Origin of the sequence: Lentibacillus daqui, from assembly GCF_027186265.1 — a bacterium.
Taxonomy (GTDB): domain Bacteria; phylum Bacillota; class Bacilli; order Bacillales; family Amphibacillaceae; genus Lentibacillus_C; species Lentibacillus_C daqui.
In genome coordinates, this window is record NZ_CP114176.1 from 580,595 (window position 1) to 603,599 (window position 23,005).

Annotated in this window: 19 protein-coding genes, 14 tRNA genes and 3 rRNA genes; 35 read left to right on the forward strand and 1 reads right to left on the reverse strand. The window is 44.1% G+C overall.

Annotated features, from left to right (window positions below; all coding sequences use genetic code 11):
• Positions 1–86: 86 nt before the first annotated feature.
• From O2S85_RS03075 to O2S85_RS03140, 14 genes are all read left to right on the forward strand, one after another.
• On the forward strand, positions 87–1,148 hold the full coding sequence (locus O2S85_RS03075; protein WP_269411286.1) for a LolA family protein: 1,062 nt from the start codon (positions 87–89) through the stop codon (positions 1,146–1,148).
• 170 nt (positions 1,149–1,318) lie between these two features.
• A complete protein-coding gene (gene alr / locus O2S85_RS03080; RefSeq protein ID WP_269412454.1) occupies positions 1,319–2,449 on the forward strand; it encodes an alanine racemase in 1,131 nt (376 codons plus the stop codon).
• Between the two features lie 209 nt (positions 2,450–2,658).
• A complete protein-coding gene (locus tag O2S85_RS03085; RefSeq protein ID WP_269411287.1) occupies positions 2,659–2,946 on the forward strand; it encodes a CopG family ribbon-helix-helix protein in 288 nt (95 codons plus the stop codon).
• 3 nt (positions 2,947–2,949) lie between these two features.
• Positions 2,950–3,309 (forward strand): type II toxin-antitoxin system PemK/MazF family toxin, encoded by a 360-nt coding sequence (locus O2S85_RS03090; protein ID WP_269411288.1) that lies wholly within the window; start codon positions 2,950–2,952, stop codon positions 3,307–3,309.
• Positions 3,310–3,468: 159 nt separating this feature from the next.
• Positions 3,469–4,338, forward strand: coding sequence for an RsbT co-antagonist protein RsbRA (gene rsbRA, locus O2S85_RS03095; protein WP_269411289.1), 870 nt, complete (start codon positions 3,469–3,471; stop codon positions 4,336–4,338).
• Between the two features lie 6 nt (positions 4,339–4,344).
• On the forward strand, positions 4,345–4,701 hold the full coding sequence (locus O2S85_RS03100) for an STAS domain-containing protein (RefSeq protein ID WP_269411290.1): 357 nt from the start codon (positions 4,345–4,347) through the stop codon (positions 4,699–4,701).
• A gap of 1 nt (position 4,702) precedes the next feature.
• Entirely contained in the window at positions 4,703–5,104 is a 402-nt protein-coding gene (locus O2S85_RS03105; RefSeq protein ID WP_269411291.1) for an anti-sigma regulatory factor, read from the forward strand.
• An 83-nt stretch (positions 5,105–5,187) separates the two neighbouring features.
• Positions 5,188–6,198 (forward strand): PP2C family protein-serine/threonine phosphatase, encoded by a 1,011-nt coding sequence (locus tag O2S85_RS03110; protein ID WP_269411292.1) that lies wholly within the window; start codon positions 5,188–5,190, stop codon positions 6,196–6,198.
• An 84-nt stretch (positions 6,199–6,282) separates the two neighbouring features.
• Positions 6,283–6,615: an STAS domain-containing protein gene (locus O2S85_RS03115; RefSeq protein ID WP_269411293.1), complete on the forward strand. Its 333-nt coding sequence runs from the start codon at positions 6,283–6,285 to the stop codon at positions 6,613–6,615.
• Entirely contained in the window at positions 6,615–7,091 is a 477-nt protein-coding gene (gene rsbW / locus O2S85_RS03120; protein ID WP_269412455.1) for an anti-sigma B factor RsbW, read from the forward strand. The genes O2S85_RS03115 and rsbW overlap by 1 nt, the downstream gene beginning before the upstream one ends.
• Positions 7,063–7,854: an RNA polymerase sigma factor SigB gene (sigB, locus tag O2S85_RS03125; protein ID WP_269411294.1), complete on the forward strand. Its 792-nt coding sequence runs from the start codon at positions 7,063–7,065 to the stop codon at positions 7,852–7,854. Before rsbW ends, sigB begins: the two co-directional genes overlap by 29 nt.
• Positions 7,851–8,450, forward strand: a complete 600-nt coding sequence (locus tag O2S85_RS03130; protein WP_367748896.1) for a SpoIIE family protein phosphatase — start codon at positions 7,851–7,853, stop codon at positions 8,448–8,450. Before sigB ends, O2S85_RS03130 begins: the two co-directional genes overlap by 4 nt.
• A 2-nt stretch (positions 8,451–8,452) precedes the next feature.
• Complete coding sequence (locus tag O2S85_RS03135) at positions 8,453–8,614, forward strand: hypothetical protein (RefSeq protein ID WP_269411295.1); 162 nt, start codon at positions 8,453–8,455, stop codon at positions 8,612–8,614.
• Positions 8,604–10,772: a Tex family protein gene (locus tag O2S85_RS03140; RefSeq protein ID WP_269411296.1), complete on the forward strand. Its 2,169-nt coding sequence runs from the start codon at positions 8,604–8,606 to the stop codon at positions 10,770–10,772. Before O2S85_RS03135 ends, O2S85_RS03140 begins: the two co-directional genes overlap by 11 nt.
• 84 nt (positions 10,773–10,856) lie before the next feature.
• Here the strand turns inward: O2S85_RS03140 and O2S85_RS03145 are convergent, their stop codons facing one another.
• Positions 10,857–12,320 (reverse strand): catalase, encoded by a 1,464-nt coding sequence (locus O2S85_RS03145; RefSeq protein ID WP_269411297.1) that lies wholly within the window; start codon positions 12,318–12,320, stop codon positions 10,857–10,859.
• A 359-nt stretch (positions 12,321–12,679) separates the two neighbouring features.
• On the opposite strand from O2S85_RS03145, the gene O2S85_RS03150 reads away from it, so the two are divergent.
• The 21 genes from O2S85_RS03150 (at position 12,680) to O2S85_RS03250 (ending at position 22,980) form a co-directional block, all read left to right on the forward strand.
• Positions 12,680–13,141, forward strand: a complete 462-nt coding sequence (locus O2S85_RS03150) for a SprT family protein (protein ID WP_269411298.1) — start codon at positions 12,680–12,682, stop codon at positions 13,139–13,141.
• Between the two features lie 302 nt (positions 13,142–13,443).
• Positions 13,444–13,518, forward strand: a tRNA-Asn gene (locus O2S85_RS03155).
• Between the two features lie 3 nt (positions 13,519–13,521).
• Positions 13,522–13,612, forward strand: a tRNA-Ser gene (locus tag O2S85_RS03160).
• Between the two features lie 7 nt (positions 13,613–13,619).
• Positions 13,620–13,691: transfer RNA gene (locus O2S85_RS03165), tRNA-Glu, on the forward strand.
• Positions 13,692–13,727: 36 nt separating this feature from the next.
• Positions 13,728–13,804, forward strand: a tRNA-Asp gene (locus O2S85_RS03170).
• Positions 13,805–13,808: 4 nt separating this feature from the next.
• A tRNA-Gln gene (locus O2S85_RS03175) sits at positions 13,809–13,880 on the forward strand.
• A 38-nt stretch (positions 13,881–13,918) separates the two neighbouring features.
• Positions 13,919–13,994, forward strand: a tRNA-Lys gene (locus O2S85_RS03180).
• A gap of 17 nt (positions 13,995–14,011) precedes the next feature.
• Positions 14,012–14,097, forward strand: a tRNA-Leu gene (locus tag O2S85_RS03185).
• A 59-nt stretch (positions 14,098–14,156) separates the two neighbouring features.
• Positions 14,157–14,243: transfer RNA gene (locus tag O2S85_RS03190), tRNA-Leu, on the forward strand.
• A 54-nt stretch (positions 14,244–14,297) separates the two neighbouring features.
• A tRNA-Arg gene (locus tag O2S85_RS03195) sits at positions 14,298–14,374 on the forward strand.
• A gap of 5 nt (positions 14,375–14,379) precedes the next feature.
• Positions 14,380–14,456 (forward strand) — tRNA-Pro (locus O2S85_RS03200).
• 23 nt (positions 14,457–14,479) lie between these two features.
• A tRNA-Gly gene (locus tag O2S85_RS03205) sits at positions 14,480–14,553 on the forward strand.
• An 11-nt stretch (positions 14,554–14,564) separates the two neighbouring features.
• Positions 14,565–14,638: transfer RNA gene (locus tag O2S85_RS03210), tRNA-Ile, on the forward strand.
• A 252-nt stretch (positions 14,639–14,890) separates the two neighbouring features.
• Positions 14,891–16,456 (forward strand): 16S ribosomal RNA (locus tag O2S85_RS03215).
• Between the two features lie 152 nt (positions 16,457–16,608).
• Positions 16,609–19,527: ribosomal RNA gene (locus O2S85_RS03220) — 23S ribosomal RNA — on the forward strand.
• 151 nt (positions 19,528–19,678) lie between these two features.
• Positions 19,679–19,794 (forward strand): 5S ribosomal RNA (gene rrf / locus O2S85_RS03225).
• The 16S, 23S and 5S rRNA genes sit together here with 14 tRNA genes alongside, the layout of an rRNA operon.
• 18 nt (positions 19,795–19,812) lie before the next feature.
• A tRNA-Met gene (locus tag O2S85_RS03230) sits at positions 19,813–19,889 on the forward strand.
• Between the two features lie 60 nt (positions 19,890–19,949).
• Positions 19,950–20,026, forward strand: a tRNA-Asp gene (locus O2S85_RS03235).
• 833 nt (positions 20,027–20,859) lie between these two features.
• Positions 20,860–21,744 carry a 5-oxoprolinase subunit B family protein gene (locus O2S85_RS03240; protein ID WP_269411299.1) on the forward strand — a complete coding sequence of 295 codons (885 nt, stop codon included), beginning with the start codon at positions 20,860–20,862 and terminating at the stop codon, positions 21,742–21,744.
• Complete coding sequence (locus O2S85_RS03245; RefSeq protein WP_269411300.1) at positions 21,737–22,717, forward strand: 5-oxoprolinase subunit C family protein; 981 nt, start codon at positions 21,737–21,739, stop codon at positions 22,715–22,717. The genes O2S85_RS03240 and O2S85_RS03245 overlap by 8 nt, the downstream gene beginning before the upstream one ends.
• A gap of 20 nt (positions 22,718–22,737) precedes the next feature.
• Positions 22,738–22,980: an acetyl-CoA carboxylase gene (locus tag O2S85_RS03250; protein ID WP_269411301.1), complete on the forward strand. Its 243-nt coding sequence runs from the start codon at positions 22,738–22,740 to the stop codon at positions 22,978–22,980.
• The last annotated feature ends 25 nt before the right edge of the window (positions 22,981–23,005 follow it).

Here is a 23,005-nt window from a genome sequence, read left to right on the forward strand (position 1 = left end):
ACGTTCTCTTTGTCCTGTTGAAAGAAAACTGGAGGCGTAATCGATGTTGCGCCTTTGTTCTGAAACAAGACAAGGGAGATATGTCCATGAAGAAGATTGTTAGTGTTTGGTTAGTTGTTGTCTTTGGCCTGATTACGTTACTTGTTGCCTGTGGGGAAAAATCCCAGGAAGATGTCATAAAAAAATTGGACGATAAAGTTTCATCCATGGATGGCTATAAGACAAAAGCGAAAATGAAAATGAACACCGGCCAGGATAGTCAAACATATCAAATTGATGTTTGGCATAAGAAAAAAGAATACTATCGGGTGGCATTAAAGAATGATCAGGATAAAAAAGGAAATCAAATCATCCTAAAAAATAAAGATGGCGTGTTTGTTCTGACGCCGGCATTGGATAAAAGCTTTAAATTTCAAACAGACTGGCCGGATAATAGCAGCCAGCCGTATCTTTTTAAATCACTTGTAAATGATATTAAGGAAGATACAGATGCTACATTCAAGGTTAGTGACTCCAATTATATATTCCAGACAAAAACCAACTATCAAAGCAACAATAATTTGCCATATCAAGAAATTTATTTTGATAAAAAGACATATGCGCCTAAGTTGGTAAAAGTATTGGATAAGGACAAGAATCCGCTGGTTGAAGTGAAATTTTCCGGATTTGACATGAAGCCAAATTTGCAGGAGAAAGATTTTGCCATGGATAACAATATGAGCTCTGGTACGGCTGAAGCACCTGTCTCCGGTGATAAGAATCAGAACTCGGACACCGAGAAGCAGACGGATGCCAACAAGACGAAGACAGAATCATTCAAGGTAGCACTTCCATTAGAAATGGCTGGGGCAGAGCTTTCCGAACAAAAAGAAGTGGAAACAGCGAATGGGAAACGAGTGATTATGACTTATACCGGAGAAAAGAATTTCACCTTGATTGAGCAGCAGGCAGAAGTTGAGCAAACATTAGCTGCTCCTCAGGAAGTAAGAGGCGATATTGTTAATCTTGGACATTCTATTGGAGCACTTTCCGATAGTGCGATTCAATGGAACAATGATGGGATGAACTTTTATCTGGCAAGTGAGGACTTGACAAAGGAAGAGTTAATTGATGTTGCGAAATCAGTCCAAGGCAAAGCAGTGAAGTAGAATGATCGCTTGTAAGCAGATTCTTCTGGAGAGGAGGTCTGCTTTTCTCTTATCAGAATTTCTTGACAGGCACATAAGAAAACGAAATAATTGGGACACAGGGGACGGCTCTCCTGTCCCGCGGGATAGGAGAGCCGTCCCCTGTGTCCCAAAGGAAGGAATGGTGTATGATGCAAGAGAAAGTGCACTACCGGGAGACATGGGCGGAAGTGAATTTGGATGCAATTGGTTACAATGTACAGCAAATGAAGCAAAAATTACCTGAAGAAACGAAAATGTTCGCTGTAGTAAAAGCGGATGGGTATGGTCATGGGGCCGCGGAAGTTGCCAAACGTGCGCTCAAAGCGGGTGCAGATGCATTGGCTGTCGCGCTTTTGGAGGAAGCGTTGGAGCTTAGAGAAGCAGGTATAACAGTGCCTATTCTGGTATTTGGCTGGGTTGCCCCGGAGGATACCCCGATTGCTGCTGATCATCAACTTACTCTGACATTCTTTCAAAAGGAGTGGATGGAGCAAGTGAAATTGTACCAGTTTGCCCAGCCGCTTAAACTAAACATGAAATGGGACACTGGCATGGGTAGGGTAGGAATTCGTACAGAAACCGAATTAGAGGAGTTAGTCGACGAATTGGCCGATGCGCCAAACGTTCGGTTAACCGGCATCTATACCCATTTTGCCACAGCAGATGAACAAGATTTGACCTATTTCAAACGACAGCAAGCAAGATTTCAATCGCTATGGCAGACATTTCACAAACGATGGCGGTCACCTGTGGCGATTCATATAGGAAATAGCGCTGCATCGATTCGCTTTCCTGATGACATGTATCATTTTATTCGGTTTGGCATTGCCATGTATGGTTTATACCCGTCAGAAACCGTGAAACAAGAAGATATGATTGACTTAAAGCAAGCATTTTCGCTACATAGCCGGCTCATTCATGTGAAGCAAATAGATGCCGGTGAATCCGTTAGTTACGGTGCAACCCATACAGCGGAAAAACCGGAATGGATTGGTACGATACCAATCGGGTATGCTGATGGTTGGATTCGTAAGCTACAGGGGTTTGAAGTATTGGTTGATGGAAGACGCATGCCGATTGTTGGAAGAATTTGTATGGATCAAACGATGATTCATTTGGACAAGGAATATCCAATCGGGACAAAGGTAACACTAATCGGCAAACAGGGCAATGAAGCAATCAGCATGGATGAAGTCGCCCGTTACCTGGACACGATTAATTATGAGATTCCCTGTAACATCGGCAAACGGGTGCCAAGAATTTATGTAACCGAAGAATGATTCAATAAGCTTGTCTTTTACCACAAGATGGTATAATTTTGATAAAATAAAATAAGTATAATAATACAGCCCTATAACCGTGAAACCTGTAAAATGCTTTTGTTAGAAAAAAAGTTCTCAGGTAGCCTTTGCAAACCAGGGGAGACAATGATATTATTAAATGGAAAAATGTATATTCGTTCGTTCAACAGTTGGCGGAGGTGTAAATCTTGTCAGAGAGCTTGCAAGAAGTCTTAGTACGGATACCAAAAAACCTGTTAAATGAGGTGGATGGATTAATGAAGTATGAAAATAGCGATTTGAGCGATTTCATATGTGAAGCAACCAGAAATTATTTAGAATCCAAGAAAGAGGAGCACATCCAACAATTCCGTGATTCCATGATCAAAGGCTACACGGAAATGGCTAGAATTAATCTAACAATCGCTTCAGAAGCATTTCAGGCCGAAGAGGAAGCAGAAAAGAACACCGTAGAGCGCTCTGTCATCGGGGTGTAAGTTTTGATTGTGCAAAGAGGCGAAGTTTATTTCGCCGATCTATCTCCTGTTGTCGGATCAGAACAGGGGGGCATCCGCCCGGTATTGATCTTGCAAAATGATATTGGTAACAGGTTTAGCCCAACCGTTATCATTGCAGCAATTACCGCACAAATTCAAAAAGCAAAACTTCCGACTCATGTCGAGATAAACGCAAAACGCTATGGATTTGATCGGAATTCTGTTATCCTGCTTGAACAAATCAGAACACTTGATAAGCAGCGATTAACTGACAAAATAACAAAGCTGGATAAAGAAATGATGGAAAAGATCAACCATGCATTGGAAATAAGCCTAGGGCTGAAGGATATGTATGGATCATAACAAAACCCTTGTTAAACAGTTTAACAAGGGTTTTGTTATGCCTTGGAAGAATGTTGTATGATACAATACAAACAGATAATATTTTGACGGAAGATGATTATGTATGTGGAATTTTGACGGCTGGCCCGGAATAAGAAATGATACAGGGGGTATGTGAAAGTGGATGACAAATTTAAAAAGTTAGTATTGGAACATAGTGATTCCATCGTTCAATTATGGATGGATGAAGTTGATTCCAAGAAAGACGGCAATTATACTTCGGCAATTTCCGATGATTTGTTTGAAAATACGAACCGAGAGTTTGTCAATGTGATTTTTTCCAGCATTAAAAGTCAGGGTTCCACAGAAACGCTTGAGACTTTTTCGGAAAAACTGATCAATTTGGGCTGGCCATTAAGTTATATCACGGACGGTCTGCAAACATTCCGTCGCGTAACCATTGATTATATTCTCAGCCAATCTGACCAGGTTGATTCTACGTATATCTCCAATGTTCTGCAAAGTGTGGATCAATGGGTTGAACCAATCATTCGACAACTGGTTAATGAGTATTCCGGCAGCTGGGAACATATCGTCTCTTTACAGCGGATCGCTTTACAGGAATTGTCAGCACCATTGATCCCGGTTATGGACAATATCACGATTATGCCATTGATAGGTACCATCGACACAGAGCGGGCCAAATTGATCATGGAAAATTTGCTTGATGGTGTGATTAAACATAATTCAGAAGTCGTTTTAATGGACATTACAGGTGTTCCAGTTGTCGATACCATGGTGGCACATCATATTATTCAAGCAGCAGAAGCAGTCCGACTGGTGGGTGCAACCTGCATCTTGGTAGGAATCCGTCCCGAGATAGCCCAAACAATTGTAAATCTGGGTATTGATCTGGGGAAATTCCCGACTAAAAGCTCATTGAAAAAAGGCTTTGCCAAGGCTTTGGAAATGACCAATCGAAAAATTGAAGACCTGGATACAAGTGAATCAGAGATTGAGAAACTGCTTAAAACGTTGGACAGGGAGTGATACTTGTTGCGAATCCCAATTTTAAAATTACATCACTATTTGCTGGTGTCGATCCAAACAGAAATTGACGATCATACCGCTATACAATTTCAGGAAGATTTACTGAATCAGATTCACAAGAGTGGTGCAACTGGCGTAGTTATTGATTTGACATCAGTAGAAATGATTGATTCGTTTATTGCCAAAGTGTTGGGCGATGTGGTGACTATGTCAGATTTGATGGGGGCAAAAGTAGTTTTGACAGGTATTCAGCCTGCTGTTGCTGTAACACTTATCGACCTCGGAATTGAAATGAAAAGTGTTTCCACTGCATTAAATTTAGAACAGGGATTGATTAAATTACATCAGGAATTGGGGGATTAGGATGAGTCTCCAAACCTGTGTGAACATAAAAAAAGAATGGGATATTGTCGGAGCACGTCAAGTCGGCCGTGATATAGCAAAAGAAACAGGCTTTGGCACTGTGGATCAGGCCCGCATTGCTACTGCGATATCCGAGCTTGCACGTAATATATACCTATATGCTGGCTCCGGTCAAATTTATTTTGAAGTAGTCGAAGAAATGAATCGTAAAGGGATTTGCATGACAGCTGTAGATACCGGTCCCGGAATTGACGATTTGAGTCAGGTAATGGAGGATGGCTTTTCAACCTCGGGTGGACTCGGTGCGGGTTTACCGGGTGTCAATCGCCTGATGGATGTGTTCGACATTAAATCAGAAAAAGATAAAGGCACAGAGGTAAAAGCAATTAAATGGGTGCGTTGAAAATCCGGGATGACTTTACAGCAGGTCATCCCTGGCTAGCAGGGTAATGATTGAGCGCCAAATAGAAACGGGGGTATATTGAGATGAAAACAATCGAAACGGATATTGAGCATTACAAAGATCTCCTCAAACGGTATATTGAAACACAAGACGAACAATCGTTGTACGGAGCTGAGCAAATCAGTAAATCTTTTATTAAAAATAATATACTTCCCGAAGACATTGTCAATCTGCATATTCAGGCTTTGGCAGAATTGTTCCCGGACTTATCCAAGGAACTGAAGATGTCCATGAAATTTCTTTTGGAAACAATGATTTCCTATGGCCTTGCCCTTCAGGAATTCCAGACATTAAGGGAAAAACAACTGGAATTGAAATCAGAAATTGAGGTTGCTGCCGGAATGCAAAGAACCCTTTTGGGGACAAGTAAACCTGCCATTGAGGGATTGGATATCGGCGTGGTCAGTATTCCCGCCCACCAGATGAATGGCGACTATCATCATTTTATCAAAGGCGAGGATGGTACACTGGGAGTTGCCCTGGCAGATGTCGTTGGTAAAGGGGTACCAGCGGCTTTGTGCATGTCCATGATTAAATATTCCATGGATAGTTTCAAGGAAGAAATGATGCAACCGGAGTCAATTTTGGAAAGCCTCAACCGGGTTGTGGAACGAAACGTTGATCCAAGCATGTTTATCACCATGATTTACGCACAATACCTCCCTGATAAAAACCTGCTCCGTTATGCCTCTGCTGGCCACGAACCTGGTTTCATCTATCATAAAAAAGAAGATCGATTTGAGGAAATGGAAACCAAAGGGCTTGTGCTCGGTGTTACCGGGAATACGACGTATCAACGGTATGAGCGTAAAATTGAACCGGGTGATATGGTCATTCTGTTGACAGATGGCGTAACTGAATGCAGAGAAGGAGACCGTTTTATCGAAACAGAGGAATTGCTTGAAGTGATCAAGAGCTATTCCCATTTACCGGCACAGGACATGGTCGATCAGGTATATAAATATTTTGAACGAATGCAGCATTTTGAGCTTCGTGATGACTTCACCCTGATTATTTTGCGAAAAGATGTTTAACAGGTTGTTTCAACGGGTAGTCATACAGTGTTGAATATGGTGTAACCTATGAGTTTGAACTTCATCTTGAAGGGAGAAGAAATAATGGACTTGGAAATAGAAGTAATCGAGGAATCCGACAAGTCAAAGATCGTTTTGTCGGGTGAGGTTGATGCATATACTGCACCGAAGCTGAAAGAAACGCTTTTACCCCTGACAAAAGGTGCGGGACACATCGTGGAAGTTAATTTGGAACAGGTTAACTATATGGATAGTACCGGACTTGGTGTGTTTATTAGTGCATTGAAATCGACGAAAGAAAATGATAGTCAGTTGAAGCTGGTTGATTTGCAGGATCGCGTGTTTCGCTTGTTCCAAATCACCGGCTTGATTGAAATCATGGATATTAAGGCAGCGATTCGAGGTGGCAGTGAATGATGGAAGTATTTGATTTTATCGAAATGAAAATTCCCGCAAAAGTAGAATACGTGGGTGTTATCCGGTTGAGTGTTTCCGGGGTTGCGAACCGGATGGGTTTTTCCTATGAGGATATTGAAGATTTAAAAGTTGCTGTCTCTGAGGCGATAACGAATGCTGTAACGCATGCTTATGATCCGGAAGATGATGGAGAAGTTACGATCGGATTTGGTGTCTATGCCAATCGTTTGGAGGTAATGGTGGCTGATTACGGCGGCAGCTTTGATTTGGGGCAGGTGAAAGGATCCATTGGCCCATATGAACCCACAGAATCGGTCGAAACATTAAGAGAGGGCGGACTTGGCCTTTTTTTAATTGAAGCACTAATGGATAAAGTAGAGATTAACAATGATCATGGCGTTATTGTGCTAATGACAAAGTACCTTCAGGAAACCGAGGTGGGTTTTAATGGCGACCAAATCTCAACCACACAATAAAGGAGGAGACGAGGTTTACCAATGGATTGAATATCTGCAGGACGAGCCAAATGATGAAACAATACAGGAAAAAATTGTACTAACCTATCAAAATCTTGTAGAGTCCATTGCTCGTAAGTATTCCAAAAATAGTGGGATTCATGAAGATTTGGTGCAAGTTGGGATGATCGGATTACTGGCTGCAGTGAAACGTTATGATGCAACCTATGGCAAATCATTCGAGTCGTTTGCAATCCCGACAATTATTGGTGAAATTAAACGGTTTATTCGGGATAAAACCTGGAGTGTTCATGTGCCAAGGCGCATCAAGGAGTTAGGTCCGAAAATCAAGAAGGCAGTAGAAGAATTAACGACATCGAATCAGCAGCCACCGACTGTTCCGCAGATCGCCGAATATTTAGATGTGACCGAGGAAGATGTGCTGGAAACCATGGAAATGAGCAAAAGCTATAAAGCATTGTCGGTCGATCGGAAAATTGAAGCGGATTCGGATGGCAGTACAGTCTCGATCCTTGACCTGGTAGGCAGCGATGACCAAGATTTTAAAAATGCCGATCAGCGTATGCTCCTGGAGAAAATTTTGCCGACCTTATCCGAACGAGAACAACAAATCTTGCAATATACCTATTTTGACAACCGCAGTCAAAAAGAAACAGGGGAATTACTGGGTATTTCACAAATGCATGTTTCCCGATTGCAGCGACGGGCCTTACGAAAACTCCGCGAAACGATTCAGTCCGATAGCGAAGAGGTATTAGATTGAATACAGCAGCAAACAAAATGCAAGTAGCGGTTTATCAAAAAGCAAAAAACGGCAATATTCATTGCGGCGACAGTTATTATTACATCGAGACTGATAAAGAATTTGTTTGTGCGATTGCCGACGGATTGGGCAGTGGAGAATACGCCAAAGAATCATCGCAAATCGTAATTGACATCATTGAGAGCAATATTCATGCAACAGTTGGACAAATTGTAAAGCGGTGTAATCAGGAGTTGTTCCGAAAACGCGGAGTAGTGCTGGGAATACTTAAAGTTAATTATTCCTCTGAACAATACGCTTTTTCCTCCATTGGTAATATTGGTATTTTGACGGTAACGCAAGATGGAAAGAAAAAGCGGAATATCCCCAATGCCGGGTATTTGGCTGGGTATCCAAGGCCCTTCAAAGTGGTTAACGGCACATTGGAACCACAAATGAATTTTATTATGTTCTCCGACGGTGTCTCTGATGCGGATTTGACAAAGAAGTTTATCTTGAATCGGGATGTAAACGACATCATCAACGCATATGCATGCTTACATGGAGAATCGCCAAACGATGATACGACATTAATTGCAATGAAATATGGGGGATAATCATGGCTGTCAGCGAAAATGGCAGTCACTTTTATTGGAAAAGTCGTGGTATGCTCTTTTATTTGCAGGGCTGGATCATCTCAGGTAAGGATTGGGAAAATAACATATGTTTTGGTAAAATGAAAGGGCACGCTGAAAGAGGAGGAAATCATTGTGGCTGTTGAAATAAATCAGGAGATAACCAATTGGGTGGCCAAAGAAGCCCAAGTCAAAGCCAGTACGGTTGATAAAGTAATTGCAATGCTTGATGAAGGAAATACCGTACCATTTATCGCTCGCTACCGGAAAGAAGCAACCGGTGGCCTCGATGAAGTGCAAATCAAGCTCATCCAAGACAAATGGAATTATGCGGTCCATTTGGAGGAACGCAAACAGGAAGTAATCCGCCTGATTGATGAACAAGGCAAACTAACTGAAGAGCTTGCACAAAACATCAATGAAGCAACCCAGTTACAGCGGGTGGAAGATTTGTATCGCCCATATAAACAAAAACGCCGGACAAAAGCGACCATTGCCAAAGAAAAAGGATTGGAACCATTAGCCGAATTGGTCTGGAAATTGGAAGATATCGACATTCAAACGAAGGCAGTGGAGTTTTTCTCAGAGGAACACGAGGTACATACAATAGACGATGTATTAACCGGTGTGAACGATATTATTGCCGAATGGATTTCCGATGACCCGGAATTTCGCGATTACATTCGGGACGAAACATATAAAAAAGGTATCATTCGTTCAGAAGTAAAGTCGGCTGCATCAGATGAAAAAGGCGTTTATGAGATGTATTATGAATACCATGAAGCAGTTCGTTCGTTGGTTTCCCACCGGATCCTCGCATTGAATCGCGGTGAAAAAGAAGGAATTTTAAAAGTCAGCATTGAACCACCGATCGAACGAATAAGCGAGTTTTTACGAAAGAAACTGATTAATAAGCAAGCCAATCAGCATGTTACGGAGGTGATGGACGCCGCAATTGCCGATAGTTATAAACGGTTAATCCAGCCTTCGATTGAGCGTGAGATTCGTAATAGCTTAACAGAAAAAGCGGAAACACAGGCAATCGATGTGTTTGCCAAAAACTTAAAAAATTTGTTGCTACAACCACCGCTTAAAGGAAAAACTGTTCTTGGTGTTGATCCTGCTTTTAGAACTGGCTGCAAACTGGCAGTGGTTGATGAAACTGGAAAGGTCCACAAGGTTGGGGTCATGTATCCAACCGCACCTAAAAAAGATGTGGCAGGTGCTGAAAAAATTGTCATGGAACTTATTCAGACATACAAGATCGAGCTTATTGCGATTGGGAATGGAACGGCATCACGGGAAACCGAACAATTCATTGCGGACACCATTGGCAAACATCAATTACAAGTCCCATATATTATTGTCAATGAAGCGGGGGCAAGCGTGTACTCCGCCTCCAAGTTAGCCCGTGAAGAATTCCCTGATTTACAAGTTGAGGAAAGAAGTGCAGCATCCATTGCCAGACGGGTACAAGATCCACTTGCCGAACTGGTTAAGATTGATCCAAAATCGATTGGGGTAGGGCAATACCAACATGATGTCAGCCAGAAAGCACTAAATGAATCACTGACATTTGTAGTTGAAACAGCCGTTAACCAAGTCGGGGTCAACGTCAATACAGCGTCAACCTCATTATTGCAGTATGTATCCGGATTAAGTAAAACGGTAGCCAATAATATTGTGACCAAACGGAATGAAGAAGGAAAGTTCACGAACCGGAAACAATTGAGCAAGATCCCGCGGTTAGGTGCTAAAACATATGAACAAGCAATCGGTTTTTTACGGATTATCGATGGAGATAACCCACTGGATCGAACCCCTATCCATCCGGAAACCTATGAGCAGGTAACCGAACTCTTGCGTATACTTGATGCTGAATTAACGGATATCGGATCAGATACATTAGACGAGCGTCTGCAATCAGTGGACAAGAAGGAGATTTCAGAACAGCTTGGTATTGGCGAGCCAACATTGATTGATATTATGAGCGCCTTAAGCCGTCCAGCACGAGATCCGCGGGATGATTTCCCACAACCATTATTAAAGCAAAATGTGCTCTCATTGGAAGATTTACAGCCAGGCATGGAAATGCAAGGCACAGTACGAAATGTAGTTGATTTCGGTGTGTTTGTGGATATCGGTGTAAAGCAGGACGGGCTTGTGCATATATCCAAAATGGCTAACAAATTTGTCAAACACCCAATGGATATAGCATCTGTCGGGGATGTGGTAACGGTTTGGGTTGAGAATGTTGACACCGAAAAAGGTCGAGTGGCGTTATCGATGATAGGAAATAAGTAATCAAAAGCTGAATTACGTTGTTTAAACGTAAAAAAAGAGGGCTTACCCATGTGCTGGGAAGTCCTCTTTTTAGTTGACGATCTATTATTTTACCCCTTCAGGAACAGATAGTCCTAAACCGGCAGCGATTCGCTCGCCCCATTCCGGATCAGCTTTATAGAAATGCTCGATTTGGCGTAATTTGATTTCATCTTTTTCAACTGGTTTCATGTGTTCTACAAAGTTTTCAATGAGACGTGTTTTTTCATCTGCACTCATTAAACGATATAGATCTCCAGGTTGTGTGTAATGATCTTCTGAGTCATGGGCGACACTTTCAGCCAAACCTTGTACTTCAAAAGGTGTATTTTTGCTTGCTGGGTCTTCTTTTGGCCCATCAAAGCTGTTTGGTTCATAGTTTGGTGCACCGCCGCCATTGCCGTCTACACGCATATAGCCATCGCGTTGATAGTTGTTAACCGATACTTTTGAACGGTTGACAGGAATTTGTTGATGGTTGACACCAAGACGGTAACGGTGTGTATCTGCATAACTGAAAAGTCGGCCTTGTAACATTTTATCTGGAGATGCTTCAATTCCAGGAACTAGATTAGCTGGTGTGAAAGCTGCTTGCTCCACATCGGCAAAATGATTTTCCGGATTACGGTTTAATACCATTTTTCCTACTTCAATCCGAGGGTAATCTTTTTTGGAAACTGTTTTTGTGACATCAAACAGATCCCATTTATACGTTTTATAATCTTCGTAAGGAATAATTTGCACGTATAATGTCCATGATGGGAAATCACCCTCCTCGATTGCGTTGTAGAGATCCTCACGATGGTAATCAGGATTTTCCCCGGAAAGCTTATCTGCCAGGTTAACATCCATCCCTTTCACACCCTGGTCACTGATGAAGTGGTATTTTACCCAGAAAGCCTCTCCTTTATCATTGACCCATTTAAATGTATGACTGCCATAGCCGTTCATATGACGGTATGTTGCCGGGATACCACGATCTCCATGTAAATAAGTGATTTGATGCAATGATTCCGGTGACAAGGACCAGAAATCCCAAACCGCATTCGGGTCTTTTAAACCTGTGCGCGGATTACGTTTTTGTGTATGGATAAAATCAGGGAACTTAATGGCATCACGAACGAAAAAGATCGGCGTATTATTACCAACTAAGTCATAGTTTCCTTCATCGGTATAAAATTTTAAGGCAAAGCCGCGTGGGTCACGAACTGTATCAGCTGAACCAAGTTCGCCGGCAACAGTTGAGAAACGGGCAAACATTTCGGTGCGTTTTCCTTTTTCACTTAAAAAGTCGGCTTTCGTGTATTTGGAAATTTCATCATTGGTCACTTCAAAGTAGCCAAAAGCACCCGCTCCCTTGGCATGCACCACACGTTCCGGAATACGTTCTCTATCAAAATGTGCCAGCTTCTCCAACAGATGAAAATCCTGAATCAGACTAGGCCCATTATGTCCTGCAGTAATAGAGTTTTGGTTGTCTCCTACTGGAATTCCTGCTCCGGTAGTTAAAGTTTTACGATTATCGCTCATAAATTAAAGCTCCTCTCCTTTATTCATAATTGATATCTCTAATACTAATTGTAATATAAACTTTTTGAAAGTCAATATTTAATTATAATTGTTTTAAATAAAATCGGTTGCAATGCTCTCTTGGATAACCCATTCTTTTAAAAAACGACGATATGATCTATTACCCGTAAAGCGTATGATGTAAACATGGACCTATTATAAAAACTAAACAGACTGAATGAGTATTTCCGGCAAAGCAACCCGGTATCCTTTAGAAACGTATTGCACTGTCCTAATATTTACTTGTCGTTATTAATCGATTATATGCTAGAATAGTAATGATGATTATTGTGCATATAAATGGGAAGGGATATTGTTAAATGGATTTATTAAATGATAATAAGTCATTATATAAGCTGGTTAATGAAGTATCCATACAGTACTTTCAAAAGCCGTTTTTACATCAGGTACAATTCAATCATCGGCTGCGAACGACTGGAGGACGATATATTCCGGCTAAAAAGATCATTGAACTCAACCCCAAGTATTTGACCGAGATGGACGAACATGAGTTTATTGGCATAGTCAAGCACGAATTATGTCATTATCATCTTCATATTGAAGGAAAGGGATATAAACACGGGGATGCAGAATTCAAGAACCTATTGAGAGCAACCGGATCACCAAGACATTGCCGTCCATTACCATCCAATGAAGACAGGTATAAGTACAAGTATGTTTGTAATAACTGTAAACATGTTTATAAAAGAGCCCGGAGAATCAACGTGAATCAATACAGATGTGGTAAATGTAATGGAAGACTGTCCATGTTAGAGGGATAAAGTTAATGCTTGCAGCTTGGGGTTGAGGAGGTCATTTGTATTAAACGACAGCATTTTTCTTCATTTATTATAGATTCAGATCTTGTTTCAATGACGTTTGGATGGTTGTTTTTAACTTTTTTGATGAAAGGTATTGACGAAACTTGTTAGAACTGGTAAATTAAATAGGTCTTGAGCAAACGGGAAGCGTTAGAAAATGTCTTGAGAAAAAATGTTGACAATGAGCAAAAATTAGTGTATTATAATTTTCGTTGTCGTTATCAGATTGTATTTTGTGCAATGGGAAATTACATATTTATCAATCCACAGTAGCTCAGTGGTAGAGCTATCGGCTGTTAACCGATCGGTCGTAGGTTCGAATCCTACCTGTGGAGCCAAACGGAGAAGTACTCAAGTGGCTGAAGAGGCGCCCCTGCTAAGGGTGTAGGCCGTGTAAGCGGCGCGAGGGTTCAAATCCCTCCTTCTCCGCCATTTTTATGGCCCGTTGGTCAAGTGGTTAAGACACCGCCCTTTCACGGCGGTAACACGGGTTCGAATCCCGTACGGGTCATCTTATTTGAATAAAGTAAAAATATTGCTTTGGTTTGGTCCGGTAGTTCAGCTGGTTAGAATGCCTGCCTGTCACGCAGGAGGTCGCGGGTTCGAGTCCCGTCCGGACCGCCATCATTGGGCTATAGCCAAGCGGTAAGGCAGCGGGTTTTGATCCCGTCATTCCCAGGTTCGAATCCTGGTAGCCCAGCTTTATTTTATCCATATAAGTAAGAAATAGAATACGATGAGCCATTAGCTCAGTCGGTAGAGCATCTGACTTTTAATCAGAGGGTCGGAGGTTCGAATCCTCCATGGCTCACCATTACATCATAGCGTTTAGCGGGTGTGGCGGAATTGGCAGACGCGCTAGAATCAGGCTCTAGTGTCCTTTACCGGACGTGGGGGTTCGACTCCCTTCACCCGCATTTATGAAATACGAGGTGCTGTGGCAATCACGGCATTTTGTTTTTGCCTTTTAAAATACGCGGTCGTGGCGGAATGGCAGACGCGCTAGGTTGAGGGCCTAGTGGGTGTATAACCCGTGGAGGTTCAAGTCCTCTCGACCGCACCAAAAATACTTGTAATCGACTTCTGAATGTGCTAATATAATAGAGTTCGCTTAAATGCGCCCGTAGCTCAATTGGATAGAGCGCTTGACTACGGATCAAGAGGTTAGGGGTTCGACTCCTCTCGGGCGCGCCATTTAACGGGAAGTAGCTCAGCTTGGTAGAGCACATGGTTTGGGACCATGGGGTCGCAGGTTCGAATCCTGTCTTCCCGACCATGCGAGATATAAAATTTTATGATGCGGGTGTAGTTTAGTGGTAAAACCTCAGCCTTCCAAGCTGATGATGAGGGTTCGATTCCCTTCACCCGCTCCATACCATTTGTTGGGCCTGTAGCTCAGCTGGTTAGAGCGCACGCCTGATAAGCGTGAGGTCGGTGGTTCGAGTCCACTCAGGCCCATTTGCTTTTAAAAAGCAAAATAAAGGGTTGACAGTAACGAGGTTAATTGTTATACTAATTAAGTTGCTGTTAAAAACAGCGTTATGAAATTTGCTCTTTGAAAACTGAACAAAACAACCAGTATGTAATAGATGTCAGAGGTTGAGGTTAGAAGTTAGATCAATTGATTTGATGGAAAACGCAGACCCTGGAATCAATTTTTGAAGCTAAGAATTTAGATGAAATTAATTGGTGTTAATTTTATCACAAACTTTTTTGGAGAGTTTGATCTTGGCTCAGGACGAACGCTGGCGGCGTGCCTAATACATGCAAGTCGAGCGCGGGAAGCAAGTAGATCCTCATCTGAGGTGACACTTGTGGAACGAGCGGCGGACGGGTGAGTAACACGTGGGCAACCTGCCTGTAAGATCGGGATAACTCGCGGAAACGTGAGCTAATACCGGATAATACTTTTTCCTGCATGGGAGGAAGTTGAAAGATGGCTTTGGCTATCACTTACAGATGGGCCCGCGGCGCATTAGCTAGTTGGTGGGGTAAAGGCTCACCAAGGCGACGATGCGTAGCCGACCTGAGAGGGTGATCGGCCACACTGGGACTGAGACACGGCCCAGACTCCTACGGGAGGCAGCAGTAGGGAATCTTCCGCAATGGACGAAAGTCTGACGGAGCAACGCCGCGTGAGTGATGAAGGTCTTCGGATCGTAAAACTCTGTTGTGAGGGAAGAACAAGTATTGTTCGAACAGGGCAGTACCTTGACGGTACCTCACCAGAAAGCCCCGGCTAACTACGTGCCAGCAGCCGCGGTAATACGTAGGGGGCAAGCGTTGTCCGGAATTATTGGGCGTAAAGCGCGCGCAGGCGGTCTTTTAAGTCTGATGTGAAATCTTGCGGCTTAACCGCAAGCGGTCATTGGAAACTGGAGGACTTGAGTGCAGAAGAGGAGAGTGGAATTCCACGTGTAGCGGTGAAATGCGTAGAGATGTGGAGGAACACCAGTGGCGAAGGCGACTCTCTGGTCTGTAACTGACGCTGAGGCGCGAAAGCGTGGGTAGCGAACAGGATTAGATACCCTGGTAGTCCACGCCGTAAACGATGAGTGCTAGGTGTTAGGGGGTTTCCGCCCCTTAGTGCTGAAGTTAACGCATTAAGCACTCCGCCTGGGGAGTACGGCCGCAAGGCTGAAACTCAAAAGAATTGACGGGGGCCCGCACAAGCGGTGGAGCATGTGGTTTAATTCGAAGCAACGCGAAGAACCTTACCAGGTCTTGACATCCTCTGATGACGGTAGAGATACCGAGTTCCCTTCGGGGACAGAGTGACAGGTGGTGCATGGTTGTCGTCAGCTCGTGTCGTGAGATGTTGGGTTAAGTCCCGCAACGAGCGCAACCCTTAATCTTAGTTGCCAGCATTAAGTTGGGCACTCTAAGGTGACTGCCGGTGACAAACCGGAGGAAGGTGGGGATGACGTCAAATCATCATGCCCCTTATGACCTGGGCTACACACGTGCTACAATGGATGGAACAAAGGGCAGCGAAGCGGCGACGCATTAGCTAATCCCATAAAACCATTCTCAGTTCGGATTGCAGGCTGCAACTCGCCTGCATGAAGCCGGAATCGCTAGTAATCGCGGATCAGCATGCCGCGGTGAATACGTTCCCGGGCCTTGTACACACCGCCCGTCACACCACGAGAGTTGGCAACACCCGAAGTCGGTGAGGTAACCTTTTGGAGCCAGCCGCCGAAGGTGGGGCCAATGATTGGGGTGAAGTCGTAACAAGGTAGCCGTATCGGAAGGTGCGGCTGGATCACCTCCTTTCTAAGGATTATATTACGGAACGGGAAGTTTATTCCTAAGACATACTCGGTTGTTTGGTTCAGTTTTGAGAGAGTAAATCTCTCTATTTGTACCTTGAAAACTAAATAAGAGCAAGACAAACAACGACATCAACTTTTAAAGTTCTTAAATATAGTTAAGTGAAAAAGAGCGCACGGTGGATGCCTTGGCACTAGGAGCCGATGAAGGACGGGACTAACACCGATATGCCTCGGGGAGTCGTAAGTAGACTGATCCGGGGATTTCCGAATGGGGAACCCGCTGCTCGTAATGGAGCAGTACACCTATCTGAATACATAGGGTAGGTGAGGCAGACCCGGGGAACTGAAACATCTCAGTACCCGGAGGAAGAGAAAGCAAACGCGATTTCCCAAGTAGCGGCGAGCGAAACGGAAACAGCCCAAACCAACAGGCTTGCCTGTTGGGGTTGTAGGACACTCCAATGGAGTTACCAAGAAATTCTTTAGATGAATCGATCTGGAACGATCAGCCATAGCGGGTAAGAGCCCTGTAATCGAAAGAGAATTTCCTCCGGAGTGGATCCTGAGTACGGCGGAACACGTGGAATTCCGTCGGAATCCGGGAGGACCATCTCCCAAGGCTAAATACTCCCTAGTGACCGATAGTGAACCAGTACCGTGAGGGAAAGGTGAAAAGCACCCCGGGAGGGGAGTGAAAGAGAACCTGAAACCGTGTGCTTACAAGTAGTCGAAGCCCGTTAATGGGTGACGGCGTACCTTTTGTAGAATGGACCGGCGAGTTACGATCGTATGCAAGGTTAAGTGGAAGACACGGAGCCGTAGCGAAAGCGAGTCTGAACAGGGCGTTTGTAGTATGCGGTCGTAGACCCGAAACCGTGTGATCTACCCATGTCCAGGGTGAAGGTCAGGTAACACTGACTGGAGGCCCGAACCCACGTATGTTGAAAAATGCGGGGATGAGGTGTGGGTAGGGGTGAAATGCCAATCGAACACGGAGATAGCTGGTTCTCTCCGAAATAGCTTTAGGGCTAGCCTCAAGAAAGGGAAGTACTGGAGGTAGAGCACTGATTGGACGAGGGGCCCTCACCGGGTTACCGAATTCAGTCAAACTCCGAATGCCAGCTACTTGATCTTGGGAGTCAGACTATGGGTGATAAGGTTCATAGTCGAAAGGGAAACAGCCCAGACCGCCAGCTAAGGTCCCAAAGTATACGTTAAGTGGAAAAGGATGTGGCGTTGCTTAGACAACCAGGATGTTGGCTTAGAAGCAGCCATCATTTAAAGAGTGCGTAATAGCTCACTGGTCGAGTGACGCTGCGCCGAAAATGTACCGGGGCTAAACGTATCACCGAAGCTGCGGATTGTTCTGAAAGAACAATGGTAGGAGAGCGTTCGAAGTGCTGTGAAGTCAGACCGTGAGGACTGGTGGAGCGCTTTGAAGTGAGAATGCCGGTATGAGTAGCGAAAAAAGAGTGAGAATCTCTTTCACCGAATGCCTAAGGTTTCCTGAGGAAGGCTCGTCCTCTCAGGGTTAGTCGGGACCTAAGCCGAGGCCGACAGGCGTAGGCGATGGACAACAGGCAGATATTCCTGTACCACCTCATGACCGTTTGAGCAATGGGGAGACGCAGAAGGATAGGGAAAGCGCACCGATGGATGTGTGCGCCCAAGCAGTAAGCGAGTTGGATAGGCAAATCCGTCCAGCAATCGCAAGCTGTGATGGGGAGTGAAAATGGTCACGAAGTTCCCGATTTCACACTGCCAAGAAAAACCTCTAGCGAGGTCACAGGTGCCCGTACCGCAAACCGACACAGGTAGGCGAGGAGAGAATCCTAAGGTGATCGGGAGAACTCTCGTTAAGGAACTCGGCAAAATGACCCCGTAACTTCGGGAGAAGGGGTGCTTCTTGCATGAGAAGCCGCAGTGAATAGGCCCAAGCGACTGTTTAGCAAAAACACAGGTCTCTGCGAAGCCGAAAGGCGAAGTATAGGGGCTGACACCTGCCCGGTGCTGGAAGGTTAAGGGGAAACGTTAGCTCACAGGAGCGAAGCGTTGAACCGAAGCCCCAGTAAACGGCGGCCGTAACTATAACGGTCCTAAGGTAGCGAAATTCCTTGTCGGGTAAGTTCCGACCCGCACGAAAGGTGCAACGACTTGGGCACTGTCTCAACGAGAGACCCGGTGAAATTATACGATGCGTGAAGATGCGCATTACCCGCGACAGGACGGAAAGACCCCGTGGAGCTTTACTGTAGCCTGATATTGCATGTTGGTACAGCTTGTACAGGATAGGTGGGAGCCATTGAAACCGGAGCGCCAGCTTCGGTGGAGGCACCCGTGGGATACCACCCTGGTTGTACGGACATTCTAACCCAGAACCGTGATCCGGTTCGGAGACAGTGTCAGGCGGGCAGTTTGACTGGGGCGGTCGCCTCCTAAAAGGTAACGGAGGCGCCCAAAGGTTCCCTCAGAATGGTTGGAAATCATTCGCAGAGTGTAAAGGCACAAGGGAGCTTGACTGCGAGACCTACAAGTCGAGCAGGGACGAAAGTCGGGCTTAGTGATCCGGTGGTTCCGCATGGAAGGGCCATCGCTCAACGGATAAAAGCTACCCCGGGGATAACAGGCTTATCTCCCCCAAGAGTTCACATCGACGGGGAGGTTTGGCACCTCGATGTCGGCTCATCGCATCCTGGGGCTGTAGTCGGTCCCAAGGGTTGGGCTGTTCGCCCATTAAAGCGGTACGCGAGCTGGGTTCAGAACGTCGTGAGACAGTTCGGTCCCTATCCGTCGTGGGCGTTGGAAGTCTGAGAGGAGCTGTCCTTAGTACGAGAGGACCGGGATGGACACACCGCTGGTGTACCAGTTGTTCCGCCAGGAGCATAGCTGGGTAGCTACGTGTGGCAAGGATAAGTGCTGAAAGCATCTAAGCATGAAGCCTCCCTCAAGATAAGACTTCCCATCACTTCGAGTGAGTAAGATCCCTCAGAGACGATGAGGTTGATAGGTCCGAGGTGGAAGCGTGGTGACACGTGGAGCTGACGGATACTAATCGATCGAGGACTTATCTATATTGTTTGATTCGTTGATACCATCTTCTCTTATTTAGTTTTCAGGATATAAAAACATTTGCATTTTTTATCAGAAATGCATATAATATATCTTGTCCTTGTTTTTAACACTTCTGTAAAGAAAAGATAAACAAGGTGATCATATCTAAAGGTCTGGTAGCCATAGCGGAGAGGCCACACCTGTTCCCATGCCGAACACAGCAGTTAAGCTCTCCAGCGCCGATGGTAGTTGGGGCTTTGCCCCTGCAAGAGTAGGACGTCGCCAGGCTTTACATTTTCATTATATCGCGGGGTGGAGCAGTCTGGTAGCTCGTTGGGCTCATAACCCAAAGGTCGTAGGTTCAAATCCTGCCCCCGCAACCAATTCAATAAAAACTGTATACCTGATGTAACTATGCTGAATTATTTATCAGTAAATACATAGGTCTGGTAGTTCAGCTGGTTAGAATGCCTGCCTGTCACGCAGGAGGTCGCGGGTTCGAGTCCCGTCCAGACCGCCATTAACTTAGAGACGTTCAAACACATGATTTCGCTTTACGAAGTCATGTGTTTTTTATTGTGTAACCAATATTCCAAGCAGGCACGTTGTCTACAAGGATTCCCCGTTGGACGAAAGCTGTTTCTGCTGCTGCCTCCATCAAGTCTAATGGTTCATCTTCCGTACCCCCGCTTTTTGCGAATGAGGTATTCAACCTGGATTCCCGAAATTTGTAACGAGTATTCGTAATGAAAGCCCTTATTTGCAACATTTATAACGCATTTTCTTCATAATACCTCATTACATATTTTGAATATATAACGTGTAGGAAATCCTGTGTTTTCAGGGATTCTGAAGGCCCCTCGTTATACAATCCGGTAATGTAGGATTCAAAAACGATGTATATCAGCATGTTTAATTCATGAATAGGCAAAAGCTTCCACAAGTTCGGGTCTTTCCAGGAAGAATCTGCCGACAAAATAGGGGTTTTTCAAAATCGAAACCGGTTTTCCATAGTTTGCGGCTCCTTGTAGGCTTTCAATGCCAAACGCTAAATCAGGAAACTCATGTTAAAAACTGGTATGGCAATTAAAAACGTTTTATACTATAATGAAGTTTAAATTAATAGTCATTTCAAAAATGAAACAATATTGCAATTTTGAAATAAAAGACGAGAGCTGTGATTTATCAACATCTATTTTACTTCCATGAAAAAGCTAGGATTAAGAGATTTCATAATTGAAATTACACCACTGTTCCCCAAATTTCGATTGTCAAAATGTAGGGTTTTAAGTTGGCATAAATATTGCATTAAATAAAGTGATTCGAAATATTAAAATTTAATTTGTGAGGTGAATGTATTTGGCGACTCGTTATGAGTATGGTGGTGATGAGTTTTTATTCGTAGAACTAAGCGAGGAAATGAGTCTCGAGGCTAATTTTACAGCGATGGCGATTACTAAAAAGCTAAGTGAGATGGAAATTGAAGGAATTCAAGATATTTGTCCATCCAACGCTTCGTATATGGTGCGTATTGATCCGGATGTGATAAAAGCGGATGATTTAATTCAAGAGCTAAAAAGAATTGAAAAATCCGTTGAAAATCTTGACAATGTGGAAATTCAGTCGCGTTTAGTAGATGTTCCGGTTTTGTTTGAAGACCCTTGGACACATGAAACCGTGATGCGGTTTAGAGAACGTCATCAAGATCCGGAATCTACAGATATCGAGTATGCCGCCAGGATTAATGGTTACGACTCAAAAGAAGATTTCATTGAGGCAATGACCAGTTCTCCCTTTTTAGTGTCGATGATTGGGTTTGTTCCCGGCTTACCATTTTGTTTCCAAATTGTCCCCCGAGAAAAAGCAATTGAGGTTCCTAAATATGTGCGTCCACGTACTTTTACTCCCGAACGCTGTTTTGGGTTTGGTGGAGGTTTTTCGGTGGTTTACCCTGTTGACGGGGCGGGTGGATATCAAATGTTTGGAATTTCCGCTTCTCCAGTGTTTGATGGAGAACAAAAGCTGCCTGATTTTCAGGATTCAATGGTTTTCCCGCGTCAAGGGGATATTTTCAGGTATCGTCGTATTGACAGAGATGAATATGATTCAGTGAGAAATCAAGTGGAAAACGGCACCTTTGAATATCGAAAAAAAGATATGAGCTTCACCCCGGCTGAAGTCTTGAAGGATCCGGAAGCATTTTCTCAAATGGCTTTGAGGAGGTTATACAATGATTAAGGTACTTAAGCCAGGGATAGAGGCTACTGTACAGGATAATGGAAGAATTGGATATTATGAATTAGGTATGCCGCCCTCGGGTGCTATGGATAAGTTTTCTTACTCCGTGGGGAACTGGCTGGTAGGAAATCAAGATGGAGCGGCTTCTTTGGAGGCTACCTATATGGGGCCTGCGTTAGAGTTCCAGGAAGATGCTACCATTGCTTTGACCGGCGGGGAATTGCCTCCCAAGGTTAATGGAAAAAGTGTTTCGATGTGGGAAACATTAAAAGTGAAGTCTGGAGACATTTTATCTTTTGATTTTGTTAAAAATGGGGCGAGAATTTATTTGTCAGTAGCCGGGGGAATTAATGTACCGGAAATAATGGGTTCGCGATCGACATATACCCTCTGTGGCATAGGAGGTTTTGAAGGGCGAAGTTTGAAAGAGGGAGACACGCTTCATATCGGTAATGACCAGCAGGATGATGTAAAAGAAGGCACAAAAGTCTCCTCAGAATTTGTTCCGCAATATACAAAACAGCATGAAATCCGGGTTGTTGTAGGTTTATGCAGTTACAGGTTAACAGAGCATAGTTTACAGAACTTCCTTAAAACTGAATGGACAGTAACACCCGAGGCTAATCGTGTTGGATACCGTTTTAAAGGTGAGAAGGTGGAATTTATCCCGCGTGAGCAGCCCTTTGGTGCCGGAAGTGATCCATCCAATGTCGTGGATCTGGGTTATCCAGTCGGTTCAATTCAAATACCGGGAGGAGTGGAACCCATCGCTTTATTAAATGACGCCGTGACCGGTGGCGGATATGTAACCGTTGCCACCATTACGAGCACAGATTTAAATCGTATCGCTCAAACCAAAACGAATGAAAAGGTAAAATTCGAATCCGTAACGTTAAATCAGGCTTTGGAGGAACGTAATGCCCATAGAAGCAACTTATCAAAAATCAAGGATAGTATTCAGCAACAACAATAAATCTGGAGAGGAAGATTCAAATGGCGGGAAATAAACAAGTTGTATCACCATTACCGGGGGTTTTTTATCGCAAGCCAAGTCCGGAAGAGGAAGAATTCGTTACTGAGGGACAGAAGGTTAAGCCTGGGGACGTTATTGGTATAGTTGAAGTCATGAAAAGCTTCACTGAAATCAAATCGGAAGTTGAGGGAATTGTATCGAAATTCACCGTGGAAAGTGAAGAAGTCATAGATGTGGGACAGGTTATTGCCGAAATCGAATGATAATTTAAATGATGGAGGTGTAAAA

Bases quoted from the DNA above. Each gene is read 5' to 3' on its own strand.
- O2S85_RS03245 (WP_269411300.1), top strand. From the start codon at position 21,737: ATGATTAAGGTACTTAAGCCAGGGATAGAGGCTACTGTACAGGATAAT.
- O2S85_RS03135 (WP_269411295.1), top strand. From the start codon at position 8,453: ATGGCTGTCAGCGAAAATGGCAGTCACTTTTATTGGAAAAGTCGTGGT.
- O2S85_RS03105 (WP_269411291.1), top strand. From the start codon at position 4,703: ATGAGTCTCCAAACCTGTGTGAACATAAAAAAAGAATGGGATATTGTC.
- sigB (WP_269411294.1), top strand. From the start codon at position 7,063: ATGGCGACCAAATCTCAACCACACAATAAAGGAGGAGACGAGGTTTAC.
- rsbW (WP_269412455.1), top strand. From the start codon at position 6,615: ATGGAAGTATTTGATTTTATCGAAATGAAAATTCCCGCAAAAGTAGAA.
- O2S85_RS03240 (WP_269411299.1), top strand. From the start codon at position 20,860: ATGTATTTGGCGACTCGTTATGAGTATGGTGGTGATGAGTTTTTATTC.
- O2S85_RS03075 (WP_269411286.1), top strand. From the start codon at position 87: ATGAAGAAGATTGTTAGTGTTTGGTTAGTTGTTGTCTTTGGCCTGATT.
- alr (WP_269412454.1), top strand. From the start codon at position 1,319: ATGCAAGAGAAAGTGCACTACCGGGAGACATGGGCGGAAGTGAATTTG.
- O2S85_RS03145 (WP_269411297.1), bottom strand. From the start codon at position 12,320: ATGAGCGATAATCGTAAAACTTTAACTACCGGAGCAGGAATTCCAGTA.
- O2S85_RS03150 (WP_269411298.1), top strand. From the start codon at position 12,680: ATGGATTTATTAAATGATAATAAGTCATTATATAAGCTGGTTAATGAA.
- O2S85_RS03250 (WP_269411301.1), top strand. From the start codon at position 22,738: ATGGCGGGAAATAAACAAGTTGTATCACCATTACCGGGGGTTTTTTAT.
- O2S85_RS03110 (WP_269411292.1), top strand. From the start codon at position 5,188: ATGAAAACAATCGAAACGGATATTGAGCATTACAAAGATCTCCTCAAA.
- O2S85_RS03115 (WP_269411293.1), top strand. From the start codon at position 6,283: ATGGACTTGGAAATAGAAGTAATCGAGGAATCCGACAAGTCAAAGATC.